The 17142-nt window shown below is 62.8% G+C and carries 14 protein-coding genes; 12 read left to right on the forward strand and 2 right to left on the reverse strand.

What is annotated here, in order from left to right; translation table 11 throughout:
• The first annotated feature begins 4 nt into the window (after window positions 1-4).
• From tolB to ftsH, 5 genes are all read left to right on the forward strand, one after another.
• On the forward strand, window positions 5-1315 hold the full coding sequence (gene tolB / locus O7A60_RS07270) for a Tol-Pal system beta propeller repeat protein TolB (RefSeq protein WP_027141799.1): 1311 nt from the start codon (window positions 5-7) through the stop codon (window positions 1313-1315).
• A 249-nt stretch (window positions 1316-1564) separates the two neighbouring features.
• A complete protein-coding gene (gene pal / locus O7A60_RS07275; protein WP_027141800.1) occupies window positions 1565-2071 on the forward strand; it encodes a peptidoglycan-associated lipoprotein Pal in 507 nt (168 codons plus the stop codon).
• Window positions 2072-2250: 179 nt separating this feature from the next.
• Entirely contained in the window at window positions 2251-3345 is a 1095-nt protein-coding gene (gene ybgF, locus O7A60_RS07280; protein ID WP_337105682.1) for a tol-pal system protein YbgF, read from the forward strand.
• 58 nt (window positions 3346-3403) lie between these two features.
• Window positions 3404-4771, forward strand: a complete 1368-nt coding sequence (tilS, locus tag O7A60_RS07285; protein ID WP_337105806.1) for a tRNA lysidine(34) synthetase TilS — start codon at window positions 3404-3406, stop codon at window positions 4769-4771.
• Window positions 4772-4893: 122 nt separating this feature from the next.
• The gene (gene ftsH, locus O7A60_RS07290; RefSeq protein ID WP_027141803.1) at window positions 4894-6819 is read left to right on the forward strand and encodes an ATP-dependent zinc metalloprotease FtsH; all 1926 of its coding nucleotides are present in this window, start codon (window positions 4894-4896) and stop codon (window positions 6817-6819) included.
• Between the two features lie 67 nt (window positions 6820-6886).
• Here ftsH and O7A60_RS07295 read toward each other — a convergent pair whose 3' ends face one another.
• Window positions 6887-7204, reverse strand: coding sequence for a winged helix-turn-helix transcriptional regulator (locus O7A60_RS07295; protein WP_337105683.1), 318 nt, complete (start codon window positions 7202-7204; stop codon window positions 6887-6889).
• A 231-nt stretch (window positions 7205-7435) separates the two neighbouring features.
• On the opposite strand from O7A60_RS07295, the gene O7A60_RS07300 reads away from it, so the two are divergent.
• Entirely contained in the window at window positions 7436-8200 is a 765-nt protein-coding gene (locus tag O7A60_RS07300) for an SDR family oxidoreductase (protein WP_337105684.1), read from the forward strand.
• Between the two features lie 28 nt (window positions 8201-8228).
• A complete protein-coding gene (locus O7A60_RS07305) occupies window positions 8229-9098 on the forward strand; it encodes an NAD(P)-dependent oxidoreductase (protein WP_337105685.1) in 870 nt (289 codons plus the stop codon).
• Window positions 9099-9171: 73 nt separating this feature from the next.
• Here O7A60_RS07305 and O7A60_RS07310 read toward each other — a convergent pair whose 3' ends face one another.
• Window positions 9172-10035 carry a hypothetical protein gene (locus tag O7A60_RS07310; RefSeq protein ID WP_337105686.1) on the reverse strand — a complete coding sequence of 288 codons (864 nt, stop codon included), beginning with the start codon at window positions 10033-10035 and terminating at the stop codon, window positions 9172-9174.
• Between the two features lie 369 nt (window positions 10036-10404).
• Between O7A60_RS07310 and glmM the strand changes: the two genes are divergently transcribed.
• The 5 genes from glmM (at window position 10405) to serA (ending at window position 17107) form a co-directional block, all read left to right on the forward strand.
• On the forward strand, window positions 10405-11757 hold the full coding sequence (gene glmM / locus O7A60_RS07315) for a phosphoglucosamine mutase (protein ID WP_027141808.1): 1353 nt from the start codon (window positions 10405-10407) through the stop codon (window positions 11755-11757).
• Between the two features lie 249 nt (window positions 11758-12006).
• Window positions 12007-12849 (forward strand): outer membrane protein, encoded by an 843-nt coding sequence (locus tag O7A60_RS07320; RefSeq protein ID WP_337105687.1) that lies wholly within the window; start codon window positions 12007-12009, stop codon window positions 12847-12849.
• Window positions 12850-13168: 319 nt separating this feature from the next.
• Window positions 13169-14008 (forward strand): outer membrane protein, encoded by an 840-nt coding sequence (locus O7A60_RS07325; protein ID WP_337105688.1) that lies wholly within the window; start codon window positions 13169-13171, stop codon window positions 14006-14008.
• A 257-nt stretch (window positions 14009-14265) separates the two neighbouring features.
• On the forward strand, window positions 14266-15441 hold the full coding sequence (locus O7A60_RS07330) for a phosphoserine transaminase (protein ID WP_337105689.1): 1176 nt from the start codon (window positions 14266-14268) through the stop codon (window positions 15439-15441).
• 64 nt (window positions 15442-15505) lie between these two features.
• Entirely contained in the window at window positions 15506-17107 is a 1602-nt protein-coding gene (serA, locus tag O7A60_RS07335) for a phosphoglycerate dehydrogenase (RefSeq protein ID WP_337105690.1), read from the forward strand.
• Window positions 17108-17142 lie beyond the last annotated feature (35 nt).

The raw sequence follows: 17142 nt of genomic DNA on the forward strand, positions 1-17142 counted from the left end.
AGACATGAAATCAATCCTCAAGCCGCTCCTGATGATTGCCGCGATGGCGATGGGCATGACCGCTGCCGGCACGCTGCCGGCGCTGGCGCTCGTCGAACTCAACGTCAACAAGGGCAATGTCGAGCCGCTGCCGATCGCCATCACGGATTTCCAGGGCGGTGATGCGCTTGGCGCCCAGATTTCCCAGATTGTCACCGCCGATCTGAAGCGCTCCGGCCTGTTCGCGCCGATCGACAAGAGCGCCTTCATCGAGAAGATCGCCAATCCGGACGCAACCCCCCGCTTCGACGACTGGAAGGTAATCAACGCGCAGGCGCTGGTCACCGGCAGCGTCAGCAAGGAGGCCGACGGCCGTATCCGCGCCCAGTACCGGCTGTGGGACACCTTTGCCGGACAGCAGATGGCCGGCGAGCAGTTCTTTGCCAACGATGCCAATCAGCGCCGCGTCGCCCACATCATCGCCGATGCCATCTATGAGCGGCTGACCGGGGAGAAGGGCTATTTCGACACGCGCGTCGTCTTCATCGACGAGTCCGGCGCCAAGAACGCGCGCAAGAAGCGCCTCGCCATCATGGACCAGGACGGTGCGAACGTCCGCTATCTCTCTGACGGGCGGTCGATCGTGCTGACGCCGCGCTTCTCGCCGAACCGGCAGGAAATCACCTACATGTCCTATGAAAGCGGCCAGCCGCGGGTCTATCTCCTGCAGATCGAGACCGGGCAGCGCGAACTGGTCGGTAATTTTCCCGGCATGACGTTCGCGCCGCGCTTCTCGCCCGACGGCCAGAAGGTGATTATGAGCCTGCTGCGCGACGACGGCAATTCCAACATCTTCGCCATGGACCTGCGCAGCCGTTCGACGACGCGGCTGACCAACTCGACCGCCATCGACACCTCGCCCTCCTATTCGCCCGACGGCAGCAAGGTGGTGTTCACCTCCGACCGTGGCGGTCGCGCGCAGATCTACGTCATGGGCGCCGACGGCTCGGGCCAGACCCGCATCTCCTTCGGCGACGGCGTCTATTCGACGCCGGTGTGGTCGCCGCGCGGCGACCTCATCGCCTTCACCAAGCAGAGCGGCGGCGAATTCCAGATCGGCGTCATGAAGACCGACGGCTCTGGCGAGCGCATCCTGTCATCCGGCTTCCAGCAGGAAGGCCCGACCTGGGCCCCGAACGGCCGTGTGCTGATGTTCTTCCGTGACTCCAATGGCGGCCCGAAACTGGTTTCCGTCGATCTCACCGGCCGCAACGAACAGCCGATCCCGACATCGAATTTTGCTTCGGATCCGGCCTGGTCGCCGTTGCTGGAATAGGTTCGACTGAATTGCCACACAAGCTGAAAAGGGGCCGTTTTCGGCCCTTTTTCCATGCCTTGGTCGCGTTTTGGCCGCATTTCCGCCTAGGGTCCGCGCCAACTGTGGCTCATGACAACACGGCTGCGGACGGGCAGCTTAAACCAAATTTTAACCGTGTTTCTTGAATGCCGGTTAACCCAAACGTGGTTACTGGGTGATCAACGAAATCACTCGAATACGATCACTCGAATACGAAGGAGAGGCGGCATGGGCCGTATCGCAGCACTTACCAGAAACCCGGTCATGATCGCGCTGGTGGCGATGCTCGCCGTCGCCGGTTGCGCCTCGAAGAAGACGCCGAACAGCGCCGCTGACCTTGGCCTCAATGGCGCCGGTGCTGCAACACCCGGCTCGGCGCAGGACTTCACCGTCAACATCGGCGACCGTATCTTCTTCGATACGGACTCGACCTCGATCCGGGCCGACGCGCAGACGACGCTTTCGCGTCAGGCGCAGTGGCTGAACCAGTACAAGCAGTATGCCATCGTCGTCGAGGGCCATGCGGACGAACGCGGCACGCGCGAATACAATCTGGCGCTCGGTGCCCGCCGTGCCGCCGCTACTCGCGACTTCTTGGTTTCCAAGGGCGTTTCGGCCAGCCGCCTCAAGACGATTTCCTACGGCAAGGAACGTCCGGTCGCGGTATGCGATGACATCTCCTGCTGGTCGCAGAACCGCCGCGCCGTCACCACGCTCAGCGGCGCTGGTTCCTGATCGGCAAAAATACAACACACTTCTGCGAAAGGCGGCCTCCGGGCCGCCTTTTTCACATCCGGAAGCCCGAAACAAAATTTGGCCGAAGTCTCGCGCCCTGCTATGAGCCGAGGGCGCTTGGCTGGTCTCACAACGATTGGAAGGCGCGAACAAGCTAACGATTGGACGGCGAGAGGCACATGCATTTGAGATCGGTTCTGAGCGGCACGCTTGCGCTGCTGCTCCTATCAGGCGTAACCGCTTTGGCGAGCGGTTCGGGGCAATCAACCGAGAGCGGTTTTTCCTTCCATCTGCCGACACTTGAGTTGCCCAGCCTTTTCGGTGAGAAGAAAAAGCAGGATCAGGTCCAGCTCGCGCAGTCGAGCGGCGCCGGCGTGACCGGGCTCGAGGACCAGCTGCGGCAGCTGACCGGCAAGGTCGAGGAACTCAATTTCCAGATCCTCCAAATGCAGGAGCAGATCCGCAAACAACAGGAAGACAACGAGTTCCGCTTCCAGCAGCTGGAAGGCGGCTCGCAAGGTGGACAACCGCCGGCGCAGAAGAAATCAGACGCCACCACCGGAACCAACACCGACGTGGCCTCGGCCCCGGCAACCCAGGCGCCGGCTGATGCCGGCGCCGCGCCCGGCGGCGATCAATCCGCAAGCGGCAAGACGGTCGAGGACGTCATTGTTGAATCACCCGATGGCGACCCCGGCAAGGTGATCCCCGGCAAGGGAGCGCCCGAAAAGACCTTTGGGTCCATCACCGTCGACAAGAATGGCAATGTGATCGATGCCGGCGGCAACACGCAGGCAACCGCGCCGGCACAGGACACGGCACCCGCCAACGGCGCACCCGCCAAGGCCGGCAAGTCCGGCGGCACGGTGGTCGCGGCGCTGCCCGCCACCAACAATCCCGAAGAGCTCTACCGCAACTCCTACCAGTTCATCCTGTCGGGTGACTACGGCACCGCCGAACAGGGTTTCCGCGACCATATCTCCCGCTTCCCAAAGGACGCCAAGACGGCGGACGCACATTACTGGCTGGGCGAATCGCTGCTTGGCCAGCAGAAATACCGCGATGCGGCGGAAGTCTTCCTCGCCGCCAGCAAGGACTATCCCAAGGCCAAGAAAGCGCCCGACATGCTGTTGAAGCTCGGCGTGTCGCTGGTCGGCCTCAAGCAGCATGACGTCGCCTGCGCCACCTTCAGCGAGGTCGGCAAGCGCTATCCTGATATTTCCAGCACACTCAAGGAACGCGTCAAGCAGGAGAAGGCACTGGCTGCGTGCTGATCTTTCCCTGGGATGTCGCAGTCCCAAACCCGGGACCGCTTTTTGGCGACATGCATTGATGCTCGACACCGGGCCTGATTTTTCGACGAGACTTTTTTCGCATATCGATTTTACCAACGGCGCTGTTGCGGCCGTATCGGGCGGCAGCGACTCGACTGCGCTCCTTCTTCTTCTCAAACAGCATCTCGACCGAACCGCACCATCCGCCAGGCTGCTGGCTGTAACCGTCGACCACGGATTGCGGCAGGGTTCGGCTGATGAGGCACAGGCCGTGGCGAAGCTTTGCGCGGAGCGCGGCATCGCCCATCGTATCCTGGCCTGGTCCGGAGAAAAACCGTCGACCGGCCTCCCGGCGGCGGCGCGCGAGGCGCGCTACCGGCTGCTGGCCAGCGCCGCGCGGGCGGAAGGCATCGGCCTGATCGTGACCGGACATACATCCGACGACCAGGCCGAGACGGTGCTGATGCGGCTCGATCGCAACGATGCGGCCCGCGACGAGGGACGGGGCCTTGCCGGCATGGCACCCGCCACCTTGCATGACTGGCGCGACTGGATCGTGCGACCGCTTCTTGGGGTGCGGCGCCACGCGTTGCGCGATTTCCTGCGGCGCCAACAGGTTGGCTGGACCGAGGACCCGACCAATGCCGATGAGGCCTTCGAGCGGCCGCGCATGCGCGCAACCCTTGCCGGGGAGGCCGGCGCACAGCGCATGAACGACGCGCTGGCGTTGGCCGCGAAGGAGGCCGGTGCCCGCACGCGGCTTGGCGCGGAGGCCACCTGCCTGATCGAGCGCTTTGCCAGTCAGCCGGCAGCGGGCCTCATCCGGCTCGATCCGGCCCTGCTCGGCGCCGGCGACGACCGGGCGGCCGTCTACGCGCTGCGCATTCTGTTGGCGACGTCAGGCGGGATTGCCTTCCTGCCGGACCAGGCTCGCAGCGAGGCGTTGTTCGCCCGGCTGAAGGCCGGATTTTTTTGCGCCACATTGTCGCGGACGGTGGTCGACTTCCGGCGCGCCGGCATCTTCCTGCGCCGAGAGATGCGGGGCTTGCCTGCGGCAGCGGCGGCGGTCGACGCGGCCATCTGGGATGGCCGCCGCCAAATCACGTTGAACGACGCCAGCGGTGCATTGTTGATCGCGCCATTCGGGGCAGCGGCGGCGAAGCGGCTGGCTGCAGGCCGGGGCGAGACCCCGCCCAGCCTGTTGCGAGCGGCATTGGCGGCTGAACCAGCCCTGCTGGAAGCCGTCGGGAAGGCTGGTCCGGCGCCTGATTGGCCCGCGCCGCAAGGGTTCGCGGCCTCGCCGATCGTTAGCCCCTTTGCGCGCTTCCTGCCGTCCTTCGATCTGGCCCCGGCACGCGCCGTCGCCGGGTTGGTCGGCGCGGCGCCGCTTCCCGCCTTGCCATTGCGTGGCCACAGTGCCGGTTGATGCTGGGCGAAAGCTTAACCCAGACATGCTGTTCTGCTTGGCAACGGGGGACGCTCTCCCTATGTTAGGCCCAAGTTTCCTCTCATGATGCTGTCCGCTCGCGGACGCCAACGGGACAATTGATGAATCCGAACTATCGCAACCTCGCGCTCTGGGCGATCATAGCGGTCCTGCTCATCGCCCTCTTCAATCTGTTCCAGACACCGCAGACGCGCGGGGCTTCGAGCGATGTGCCTTATTCGCAGTTCCTGCAGGATGTCGCGGCCGGCCGGGTCAAGACGGTGACCATCGCGGGCGCTCGCATCACCGGCACCTACACCGACAATTCCAGTGGCTTCCAGACCTATTCGCCCGGCGATCCCCAGCTGGTCTCGCGGCTGCAGGACAAGAACGTCACCATCAATGCGCGGCCCGAGACCGACGGGTCCAATTCGCTGTTCGGCTACCTGATCTCGTGGCTGCCGATGATCCTCATCCTCGGCGTGTGGATATTCTTCATGCGCCAGATGCAGTCAGGCTCCGGGCGCGCCATGGGCTTCGGCAAGTCGAAGGCCAAGCTCCTGACCGAGGCGCATGGCCGCGTCACCTTCCAGGACGTCGCCGGCGTCGACGAGGCCAAGGAAGATCTCGAAGAGATCGTCGAGTTCCTGCGCGATCCGCAGAAGTTCCAGCGCCTTGGCGGCAAAATTCCGCGCGGCGTGCTGCTGGTCGGCCCCCCCGGCACCGGCAAGACGCTGCTTGCCCGCTCGGTCGCCGGCGAAGCCAACGTGCCGTTCTTCACCATTTCGGGCTCGGACTTCGTCGAGATGTTCGTCGGCGTCGGCGCCAGCCGCGTCCGCGACATGTTCGACCAGGCTAAGAAGAATGCGCCCTGCATCATCTTCATCGACGAAATCGACGCCGTTGGCCGCCATCGCGGTGCCGGTCTCGGCGGCGGCAATGACGAGCGCGAGCAGACGCTGAACCAGCTGCTGGTCGAGATGGACGGCTTCGAGTCCAACGAAAGCATCATCCTGATCGCCGCCACCAACCGGCCCGACGTGCTCGATCCGGCATTGCTCCGTCCAGGCCGTTTCGACCGCCAGGTGGTGGTGCCGAACCCCGACATCGTCGGCCGCGAGAAGATCCTCAAGGTGCATGTGCGCAACGTGCCGCTGGCCCCCAATGTCGACCTCAAGGTCGTCGCTCGTGGTACGCCCGGCTTCTCCGGCGCCGACCTGATGAACCTGGTCAACGAATCCGCGCTGATGGCGGCGCGGCGCAACAAGCGCCTCGTCACCATGGCCGAGTTCGAGGACGCCAAGGACAAGATCATGATGGGCGCCGAGCGCCGCTCGTCGGCCATGACCCAGGCCGAGAAGGAGCTGACCGCCTATCACGAGGCCGGCCACGCCATCCTGGCGCTGAACGTGCCGTCGGCCGATCCGCTGCACAAGGCAACCATCATTCCGCGCGGCCGCGCGCTCGGCATGGTCATGCAGTTGCCGGAAGGCGACCGCTATTCCATGAGCTACAAATACATGATCTCGCGCCTCGCCATCATGATGGGCGGCCGCGTCGCCGAGGAGTTCAAGTTCGGCAAGGAGAACATCACGTCCGGCGCTTCCTCCGACATCGAGCAGGCGACCAAGCTGGCGCGCGCCATGGTCACGCGCTGGGGCTTCTCCGACAAGCTCGGTCATGTCGCCTATGGCGACAATCAGGAGGAAGTGTTCCTCGGCCATTCGGTGGCGCGTACGCAGAACATCTCGGAAGAGACCGCGCAGATAATCGACGGCGAGGTGCGCCGCCTGATCGACGAAGCCTATTCGACGGCTAAATCCATCCTGACCAAGAAGAAGAAGGAATGGATCGCGCTGGCGCAAGGCCTGCTCGAATACGAGACGTTGTCCGGCGAGGAGATCAAGCAGTTGATCGCCGGACAGAAGCCCTCGCGCGACCTTGGCGACGACACGCCGCCGAGCCGTGGCTCGGCCGTGCCGAAGTCCGGCCGCCGCAAGAAGGGCCCCGAGCCCGAAGGCGGCATGGAGCCGCAGCCGTCTAGCTGAGCTTAGATCACTGGTTTCAAGAAAACGCCGCGGCTTCAAACCGCGGCGTTTTTTTATTCGGTGCAGGTCACGAAGCGGGCGGCGCAGGTACATCTGCCTTGCCGGGGCGCCTTTCAGTCCGCACCGCATGTTGCTTGCCCCATCTGGCGAGCGGGATCAGGGCATTGTCCAGCTCGATGCCGAAGTCGGTGATCGAATATTCGACCCTGGGCGGCACTTCGGGGAAGACCTGGCGATGAACGATGCCGTCCGCCGCCATTTCGCGCAGCTGCTGGATCAGCATTTTTTCGCTGATGTCGGGCACCAGGCGCTTCAGCTCGCCGAATCGCGCCGGCGCTTTGTGTATCTGCCAGAGCAGCAACGCTTTCCATTTGCCGCCGATCACCTCGAGTGCGGGTCCAAGTCCGCAACTATCTGGCTGTTTCTTTCCCATGTTTCATCCAATTCTGAGCAATCGGTGGGTGGCTTACATTTTTGTCGGTACTTGAGAAAAACCAAGTCGGCCCCTAGCTTCGGACCAGATCGCAAACACCGGCGAGCACCACAACACCATATCGGTATCCCGCTTCGGCCTGCAAAGGCCGTCGAGGGCAGGATTTTGTCAAAAGGATGCATCATGACACGATACGCAAACAGCAAAGCCGTGGTGATCGGCGGAACCCACGGCATGGGGCTCGCTGTCGCCGAGGCATTGGTCGAGGGCGGCGCCGAGGTGCTGGTCACCGGCCATGACGAACGCAACATCGATGCCGCACGCGCCAGGCTGTTTTCGCGCGCCCATGTGCTGCGGTCCGAGATCGGCGACATGGCCGCTATCGTTACACTCGGCGCAGAGGTCGGGCAGAAGCTCGGCCAGATCGATTTCCTGCACGTCAATGCCGGGATCGCCTATCTGGAGCCGGTGCCGCAGGTGACCGAAGACAGCTACGACCGCATCTTCAACATCAATACCAAGGGGGCCTTTTTCACCGTTCAGCGGCTCTTGCCCCTCATCAGGGATGGCGGCGCCATCGTCTTCACCTCGTCCGTCGCCGACGAATCCGGCACCGGCGGCATGAGTGTCTATTCCGGGTCGAAGGCAGCACTTCGCGCCTTCGCCAAAGTGCTGGCCGCCGAACTGCTGCCGCGCCGGATCCGCGTGAATGTGGTCAGCCCCGGCTTCATCGACACACCGACAATGGGTGTGGCCAGCGCTTCCGCCGAGGAGCGCGCGGCCTTCATCAGGATAGGCGACGATGTCACGCCGATGAAGCGTCACGGCACGATCGAGGAGGTGGCGCGTGCGGTGCTGTTCCTGGCTTTCGACGCGACCTTCACCACTGGTGCCCGGCTGACCGTGGATGGCGGCCTTGGCCAGGATCTGAGCCCTCTGCCGGCGTGACCGGCAAAGCGAACAAAGGAAAAGCAGAATGAGCGATATTGCTGTAATCGGCCTCGGTGCCATGGGCACGGCGCTCGCCGAAGCCTTTCTTGAGAAGGGGCACGCGGTGACGGTGTGGAACCGCTCAGCGGCAAAGTCGGGGCTCGTCGCGGCCAAGGGCGCCATAGTGGCCAGGAATGTCGAGGAAGCGGTCAGGTCGAGCTCTCTGATCGTGGCATGCCTTCTGGTCTACGACACTGTCCATGAGGTGCTCGGTCCCGCAGGGGACGCGCTTTCGGGCCGCACATTGGTCAATCTCACCAACGGCACACCCGAACAGGCGCGAGCGATGTCCGTCTGGGCCGCCCAATGCGGTGCCGACTATATCGACGGCGGCATCATGGCGGTACCGCCGATGATCGGCGGGCAGAATGCCTTGATACTCTACAGTGGCTCCAGGCAAGCGTTCGACGATCATGCAGGTCGGCTCGATGCGCTCGGCACCAGCAAGTATCTTGGCGAGGATGCCGGTCTCGCGCCACTCTACGACATCTCGCTCCTGGTCGGCATGTACGGGTTGTTCGCCGGTGTCCTGCAGGCATTGGCATTGACGGGCAAGGCTGGAATCCCCGCCGGCGAATTCATGCCGCTGCTGACATCGTGGCTTCAGGCGATGCAAGGCGGATTGCCGAAATGGGCGCAACAGATCGACAGCGGCGACCACACCGCCAATGTCGTTTCCAATCTGGGCATGCAGGCAGATGCCTATGTCAATCTGGTCGATGCCAGCAAAGCGGCTGATGTCAGCACCGAACTCGTCTTGCCGATGCAAAATCTTATGCGACGCGGTGTGGCGGCTGGCATGGCCAACGCCGATCTTTCAAGTCTGGTCGGGCTCCTCTCCAAGCAAGGGAGTTGAGCCTGGCCAATGCCGAGCAAAAAAGCCCGCGAACCTTGCGGCTCGCGGGCTTTGTTTTTTCAGATGCGGTCGATCAGCTCTTCAGCTTGGCATTGCAGAGGCTGTAGAAGCCGCCGCCCTTCTGGATCCACTTCAGGCCGCCAAGCGTGTTGGCGTCCTTGTTGGCGTAGTACTGTTCGAGGCAGGTGTGCATGCGGCCCTTGGCCGGGGTCTCGCTGGCGAATTTCGGCGAGATGGCGGTCGGGAAAGTCACGCCCTTTGGCGCCACAGCAGTCGGCTTTGCTGGTTCCTTGGTGTAGGTCGCCTCGCTCGGAGCCGGCACGGTATCATCGTCAGAGGCGCTGGCGCCGCATTCGCTCTTGCGGAAGTCGTTCCACTTCATGCCGTTCAACGTATTCGCCGTCTTGGCAGCCTGATATTTGGTGCTGCATTCGGCCATGCTCAGGCCCTTGCCAGCAGCGGCGGCCGGGGCGGTCGTGGTCGCAGCCTTGGTGGTTGCCGGTTTGGTGGTGTCAGCGGCGGCGGATGCGCCAGCGGCGCATTCGGTTTTGCGGAAGTCGTTCCACTTCATGCCGTTCAGCGTGCCGGCGGCCTTGGCGGCCTGGTACTTGGTGCTGCATTCCTTGGCGGTCAGGCCCTTGGCCGTGCTGTCGGCAGCCGCGGCGGCAGCCTTGGTGGTCTTGGCCGGCTTGGTTTCGGCCGGCTTGGTTTCAGCAGCCTTGGTCGTGGCCGCCTTGGTGTCGGTGGTGGCCGCGGCGTCGGTGCCGCACTGTGCCTTGCGGAACTGGTTCCAGGTCGCCCCGGCAAGTGTCCCCGCGTCCTTGGCGGCGTTATACTTCGTGCTGCATTCGGCCATCGTCAGCGCGTTGGCTGGCGCGGCCAGGAACAACGTCGCGACCGCAAGGCCGGTCAGAGTAGCAATTCGGTGGATGAGCATAGCGTTTCTCCGTGGCTGCAGCCCATTATACGTCCCAGCGAATCAATAACGCTCAACGGTCGGTTGCGCCAGATGCTAAGTGGCGTATATATCGCCGAAAATCGCATTCTGACGACAAGGTGATGAAATCATTTGACCTGACGGCCGCCGAAGCAAGAATTCTCGGGGTGCATCCGCGCCGAATGGCTCGCAAAACTGGTATATTGTGACGCAACCGCGTCTCCATGCTAAGCTGCCGCCATGTTGTGTGCAGTGCACAACAATGATTTTCTAAGGATTGGTAACATATAATCACACAATGTGATCGAGGCGCGGCGGCCAATTGTGGCATGACGTGCCGGCTAAGGACAATCGAGGGTACCGGTTAGCATGGCAGGGAATTACTTCGGCACGGACGGCATTCGCGGGCGCGCCAACAAGTTTCCGATGACCGCCGAAATCGCCATGCGGGTTGGCATGGCCGCCGGTCTTTCGTTCCAGCGCGGCAGCCATCGCCATCGTGTCGTGCTCGGCAAGGACACCAGGCTTTCCGGCTACATGATCGAGAACGCGATGGTCGCCGGCCTTTGCGCCGCGGGCATGGACGTGTTCCTGCTCGGCCCGATCCCGACGCCGGCGGTGGCCATGCTGGTGCGTTCGCTGCGTGCCGACATCGGCGTCATGATCTCGGCCTCGCACAATCCCTATTACGACAACGGCATCAAGCTGTTCGGGCCCGACGGCTACAAGCTCTCCGACGAGATCGAAGAACGCATCGAGAGCATGCTCGACAAGGATATCGAACTGGCGCTCGCCGATTCCGACGGGCTTGGCCGCGCCAAGCGCGTCGACGGCGTGCATGACCGCTACATCGAATTCGCCAAGCGCACCTTGCCACGCTCGATGTCGCTTTCGGGCCTCAGGATCGTCGTCGACTGCGCCAATGGCGCGGCCTACAAGGTGGCGCCCGAGGCGCTGTGGGAACTTGGCGCCGAGGTCGTGGCCATCAATGTCGAGCCCAACGGTTTCAACATCAACAGGGAATGCGGCTCGACCCATCCGGCCGGGCTGCAGAAGAAGGTGCATGAAGTCCGCGCCGACATCGGCATCGCGCTCGATGGCGATGCCGACCGCGTCGTCATCGTCGATGAGAACGGGGCCATCGTCGACGGCGACCAGATCATGGCGCTGATCGCCGAGTCATGGCACCAGAGCGGGCGGCTGGCTGGCGGCGGCGTCGTTTCGACGATCATGTCCAATCTCGGCCTCGAACGCTTTCTCGGCGACATGAAGCTGCAATTGCACCGCACCAAGGTCGGCGACCGCTACGTCGTGGAGCATATGCGCGCGCATGGGCTCAATGTCGGCGGCGAGCAGTCGGGCCACATCGTGCTGTCAGACTTTTCGACCACGGGCGACGGTCTGGTCTCGGCGCTGCAGGTGCTGGCCTGCATCAAGCGGCAGGGCCGCCCGGTCAGCGAACTGTCGAAGAAGTTCGAGCCGGTGCCGCAACTGTTGAAGAACGTTCGCATCGCCGGCGGCAAGCCGCTGGAGGAAGCCCCGGTCAAGGCCGCGATCGAAGACGCCCGCCACCGTCTCGGTAAGGCCGGGCGGCTGGTCATCCGTCCATCCGGCACCGAGCCGCTGATCCGTGTCATGGCCGAGGGCGACGATCCGCAGTTGGTCGAGGCCGTGGTCAACGACATCGTCGGGGTGATCTCGGAAACCCGCAGCGCCGCCTGATCACCGCCCCGCCGGAAGGCGTCGCGCGCCGCCTTGGTTGCATCGAAAGCTCGCCCCTCCGGCGGGCTTTTTGTTGGCCACAACTGGTCTCCTTCTGTCGAAATCATCGCCGAATTCCTGGAACTTTAGAGATTCGTGGTTAATCGACAGGGTTAAACGCCTTTTAACCTTTGCAATTCATTATCCACGCCTGAAAGCCAATCTCATCCGGACACGATCGCCGTTCCGAGGTTTCTAGGGGTGACAAGCATGTTCAATACAGCAAGACAGGCCCTGTTCGCGCTGCTGTTCGCGGGTTTGGCCTGGCCGGTGTTCGCAGCCGACCTGCCGGAGCCGCAGGTCGAAGAGGCACCGCCACCGGTCTACGAGCAGCCGGTGGATGTCGGCGGCTGGTATATCCGCGGCGACATCGACTATCACAAGTCGAAGGTGGGCGACATCGACTACATCACCTATGGGGCCGCCCCTTGCCCCTGCGGACCTCCTGTCGGGGTCGCCGGCAGCAAGACTTTCGACTATGGCAAGCTCAAGGGCGGCTTCTCGCTCGGCGGCGGTGTCGGCTACAAGATCAACGAACACTTCCGCACCGACCTGACCGCCGACTACTGGTTCAAGTCGAATTTCAATGGCGGCACCTCGGATCTCACCTCGACCTCGACCGAAGTGTCGAAGATGAGCGCCTTGCTGCTGCTGGCCAATGCCTATGTGGATATCGGCACCTGGCACGGCATCACGCCCTATGTCGGCGCCGGCATCGGCGGTGCGCGCGTCAAGTGGGATACCGTCCGCGATCCGAACACCACCGAGACCAATCCTGGCGCGTCCAACTGGCGTTTCGCCTACGCGGTCATGGCCGGTGCTTCCTACTGCCTGACCGACAAGATCATCCTCGATGCTGGCTACCGCTTCTCCCATATCCAGGGCGGCCGCATGTTCGAATACGACACGAGCAGCGCCGGGCCTGGCTTCGATCATGGCTTCAACACCCACGAGGTGCGGGGTGGCCTGCGCTACCAGTTCGGCGGCAACAACGGTTGCGCCGCACCGGTGGTGGCCTACCAGCCCGAACCCGAGCCGATCTACACCAAGTAAGACTTGCACGACCTGATATACGCGAACCGCCCGGCCCAGCCGGGCGGTTTTCGTTTGTGTTGTCGCCAGGGACGTACTTCAGACGTCGCATCGAAATAGATCCAAGGGGCACACTTCAGACCTTTGCTTTCCTGCGTGCCGGCTTCTCCAAAGCCAGGCCATTTTGGGCGACATGCATTGCGAAATCAATTCGCTAACGCTCTGTTAGCCTTAACCGCGACTTAACCACTATGGTTAACAATGCTTCCTGAAACGATGGTGCCGTCACCTAGCGACGCGCCGAATTCGGGAGCCGGGGACCATGATATCAATATCGCGTATGGGGCTGGCGCTTGCCACATTCCTGTTGCCGCTGACGCCTGCAATCGCCGCCGACTACGATCCACCGATCTATGTCGACCAGGCACCCGACTATGTGCCGGTCGAGGTCGGCTCTGGCTGGTACCTGCGCGGCGATGTCGGCTATGCGTTCAGCCACCCATTCGATCACGAGGAGGTCTCGAGCGGGCCCCTGAACAGCTTTACGTCCGAGAGCAGCCTTTTTACAGGCAGCGTCGGTATGGGCTATCACGTCAACGACTATCTTCGGGTGGAACTGAATGGCGGGATTCTGCCGACCAATAAATTCGCCGATCATCAGAAACTTGCCACCACTTGCAAAGGCTCGACGCTCGTAGATGACGGTTTCGGAACCATCAATTCCGCGCCCGCATCGCAGTTGTGCGACCAGATCGACAACGGCAGCAACAAAGCTTACAGCCTCATGGCCAATGGCTATGTCGATCTCGGCACTTATGTGGGAATCACTCCTTATATCGGCGGCGGTATCGGCCTTGCGTACAACAAATATTACAAGAGCATCGGCGCCAAGGATTGTGTGGAAACACCGGTAAATTCCGCCGGAACGGGCGGGTTTTTCTGCAATGACCCCGCAGGGTATGATGGCCAAACCGATACGGCCGCCAAATTCAACTTCGCCTACTCGATCGGCGCCGGGCTGTCTTATCAGGTTACCAAGAACGTCTCCGTCGACCTGGGCTATGAGTATTTCTCGGTGCCGGACGGCAAATATGTCGCCTATGACAATGGCGCCTTCAACATTCACAAGGGCATAGACTACCAGACGGTCAAGCTCGGGCTGCGCTACGACCTCTGGTAAGGCCTGGGAAAGACCGGGACTTTGGCGGCGGATCCTGTGGTCCGCCGTTTGCGTTTGAGTCACGAAATGCTGATCGCGGACATTGTTTGATTGCAATGTCGTTGTCCCAAAACCACCGCGCACTTTTGGGCGACATGCGTCTGGTATCCCGGCAGCGACAAAAACTTTCCTCTTGACGCCCGAGGCCTGAACGCATATCGCCGTCCGTGGGCCACCCCTCCCCAACGAGGGGCCACTATCTGGAAGGATAGACCACGATGACGACGTTTACGAAGCCCGGACTCCGTCCGGCAAATCCCAATTTTTCCTCAGGTCCCTGCGCAAAACGTCCCGGCTGGTCGGTCGAGGCGCTGAAATCCGCCGCGCTCGGCCGTTCCCACCGCGCCAAAATCGGCAAGACCAAGCTCGAGCAGGCGATCGCGTTGACGCGCGAGATTCTCAAGGTCCCGGCCGACTACCGCATCGGCATCGTGCCGGCCTCCGACACAGGTGCCGTCGAAATGGCGCTGTGGTCGCTGCTCGGCGAGCGCGGCGTCGACATGGTCGCCTGGGAAAGCTTCGGCTCCGGCTGGGTCACCGACGTGGTCAAGCAGCTGAAACTCGCCGATGTCCGCAAGATCGAAGCCGGCTACGGCGCACTGCCGGATCTGAGCAGGCTCGATTTCGATCGCGATGTGGTCTTCACCTGGAACGGCACGACCTCGGGCGTCCGTGTGCCGGACGGAGGCTTCATTCCCGCCGATCGCAAGGGCCTGACCATCTGCGACGCTACTTCCGCGGCCTTCGCGCAAAGGCTCGATTTCGAGAAACTCGACGTCGTGACCTTCTCCTGGCAGAAGGTGCTGGGCGGCGAGGGCGCGCATGGCATGCTGATCCTGTCGCCGCGTGCCGTCGCGCGGCTGGAGAGCTACAAGCCTTCATGGCCGTTGCCGAAAATCTTCCGCCTGGCCTCTGGCGGCAAGCTGATCGAGGGCGTCTTCAAGGGCGAAACCATCAACACGCCGTCGATGCTTTGCGTCGAGGACTATCTCGACGCGTTGAACTGGGCGAAGTCGATCGGCGGCCTCGATGCGCTGATTGCCAGGGCGGATGCCAATGCCGCCGTGCTCGATCGGTTCGTGGAAAGCTCATCCTGGCTCGGCCATCTCGCCGTCGCGCCGGCGACACGATCGAACACGTCGGTCTGTCTGTCCTTCAGCGACCCGGATGTCGCGGCGCTCGATGCTGACGGGCAGGCGGCCTTTGCCAAGGGGCTTGTCTCGATGCTCGACAAGGAAGGCGTCGCTTACGACATCGGTTCCTATCGCGATGCCCCGCCGGGATTGCGCATCTGGTGCGGCGCAACCGTCGAGGCCTCCGATCTCGAAGCGCTGATGCCCTGGCTCGATTGGGCTTTTGCCAGCCAGAAGGCGTCGCTGAAAGCGGCTGCCTGAAACTCTCCGTGGCGGCCCGAGGGCCGCCCATTCCCGGATCAATCCCATTTTCAAGGAGGCCGCCATGGCGCCCCGCGTTCTCGTCTCTGACAAACTCTCTCCCACGGCCGTGCAGATATTCAAGGATCGCGGCGTCGAGGTCGACTATCTGCCCGATCTCGGCAAGGACAAGGAAAAGCTGCTCGAAGTGATCGGCCGCTATGACGGCCTCGCCATTCGCTCGGCGACCAAGGTCACCGAGAAGCTGATCAACGCCGCCACCAATCTCAAGGTCATCGGCCGTGCCGGCATCGGCGTCGACAATGTCGATATCCCGGCGGCAAGCCGCAAGGGTATCATCGTGATGAACACGCCCTTCGGAAATTCGATCACGACGGCCGAGCACGCCGTGGCGATGATCTTCGCGCTCGCCCGCCAGATCCCGGAAGCCAACGCTTCGACCCATGCCGGCAAATGGGAGAAGAACCGCTTCATGGGCGTCGAGATCACCGGCAAGACGCTGGGGATCATCGGCTGCGGCAACATCGGTTCGATCGTCGCCACACGCGGCGTCGGGCTAAAGATGCATGTCATCGCCTTCGACCCTTTCCTGTCGGACAAGCGCGCCGAGGAGCTCGGCGTCGACAAGGTGGAACTGGACGAACTCTTCGCCCGCGCCGACTTCATCACCCTGCACACGCCGCTGACCGACAAGACCCGCAACATCATCGATGCGGCAGCCATCGCCAAGATGAAGAATGGCGTGCGCATCATCAACTGCGCCCGTGGCGGGCTGGTGGTCGAGGCCGACCTGGTCGCGGCGCTGAAGAGCGGCAAGGTGGCGGGCGCCGGCATCGACGTGTTCGAGGTCGAGCCAGCGGAGCAGAATGCGCTGTTCGGCATGGAGAACGTGGTGGCGACACCACACCTTGGCGCCTCGACGGCGGAAGCACAGGAGAATGTCGCGCTGCAGGTCGCCGAGCAGATGGCCGAATACCTGATCAAGGGCGCGGTCTCCAACGCCATCAACATGCCCTCGATCACAGCGGAAGAGGCGCCGCGGCTGAAGCCGTTCGTCAAGCTCGCCGAAGTGCTCGGCGCCTTTGTCGGACAGGTCACCGAGGATCCGATCAGCGAGGTCGAGCTATTGTTCGACGGCTCGACCGCGACGATGAACACCCGTGCGCTGATCAGTGCCGCCCTTGCCGGACTGATCCGGCCGCAGGTCGCCGACGTCAACATGGTCTCGGCGCCGATCATGGTGAAGGAGCGTGGCATCATCGTCGCCGAGGTCAAGCGCGACAAGTCGGGCGTCTTCGACGGCTATATCAAGCTCACCGTCAAGACCGAGCACAGGACCCGCTCGATCGCAGGCACCTGCTTCTCCGACGGCAAGCCGCGCTTCATTCAGATCAAGGGCATCAATCTCGACGCCGAGGTCGGCCAGCACATGCTCTATACGACCAATGCCGACGCACCAGGCATCATCGGGCTGCTCGGCACGGTGTGCGGCGAGAATGGCGTCAACATCGCCAACTTCCAGCTTGGGCGCAACCGACCCGGCGGCGACGCCATCGCGCTGCTCTATCTCGACGCGCCGTTCCCGGAAAAAGTGCTGGAGCAGGTGCGAGGCCACATGTCGATCGACTCGGCGAAGCGCCTCCAGTTCGACGTGGGCGGAATCTAGCTCTCCGCACCTCCCCAGGTGACAAGCACACGACG

The organism is Mesorhizobium salmacidum (SeqCode) (assembly GCF_037179605.1).
In the GTDB taxonomy this organism is placed as follows: domain Bacteria; phylum Pseudomonadota; class Alphaproteobacteria; order Rhizobiales; family Rhizobiaceae; genus Mesorhizobium; species Mesorhizobium salmacidum.

Coding starts and splice junctions, on each gene's coding strand:
- tolB (WP_027141799.1), top strand. CDS start 5: ATGAAATCAATCCTCAAGCCGCTCCTGATGATTGCCGCGATGGCGATG.
- pal (WP_027141800.1), top strand. CDS start 1,565: ATGGGCCGTATCGCAGCACTTACCAGAAACCCGGTCATGATCGCGCTG.
- ybgF (WP_337105682.1), top strand. CDS start 2,251: ATGCATTTGAGATCGGTTCTGAGCGGCACGCTTGCGCTGCTGCTCCTA.
- tilS (WP_337105806.1), top strand. CDS start 3,404: ATGCTCGACACCGGGCCTGATTTTTCGACGAGACTTTTTTCGCATATC.
- ftsH (WP_027141803.1), top strand. CDS start 4,894: ATGAATCCGAACTATCGCAACCTCGCGCTCTGGGCGATCATAGCGGTC.
- O7A60_RS07300 (WP_337105684.1), top strand. CDS start 7,436: ATGACACGATACGCAAACAGCAAAGCCGTGGTGATCGGCGGAACCCAC.
- O7A60_RS07305 (WP_337105685.1), top strand. CDS start 8,229: ATGAGCGATATTGCTGTAATCGGCCTCGGTGCCATGGGCACGGCGCTC.
- O7A60_RS07310 (WP_337105686.1), bottom strand. CDS start 10,035: ATGCTCATCCACCGAATTGCTACTCTGACCGGCCTTGCGGTCGCGACG.
- glmM (WP_027141808.1), top strand. CDS start 10,405: ATGGCAGGGAATTACTTCGGCACGGACGGCATTCGCGGGCGCGCCAAC.
- O7A60_RS07320 (WP_337105687.1), top strand. CDS start 12,007: ATGTTCAATACAGCAAGACAGGCCCTGTTCGCGCTGCTGTTCGCGGGT.
- O7A60_RS07325 (WP_337105688.1), top strand. CDS start 13,169: ATGGGGCTGGCGCTTGCCACATTCCTGTTGCCGCTGACGCCTGCAATC.
- O7A60_RS07330 (WP_337105689.1), top strand. CDS start 14,266: ATGACGACGTTTACGAAGCCCGGACTCCGTCCGGCAAATCCCAATTTT.
- serA (WP_337105690.1), top strand. CDS start 15,506: ATGGCGCCCCGCGTTCTCGTCTCTGACAAACTCTCTCCCACGGCCGTG.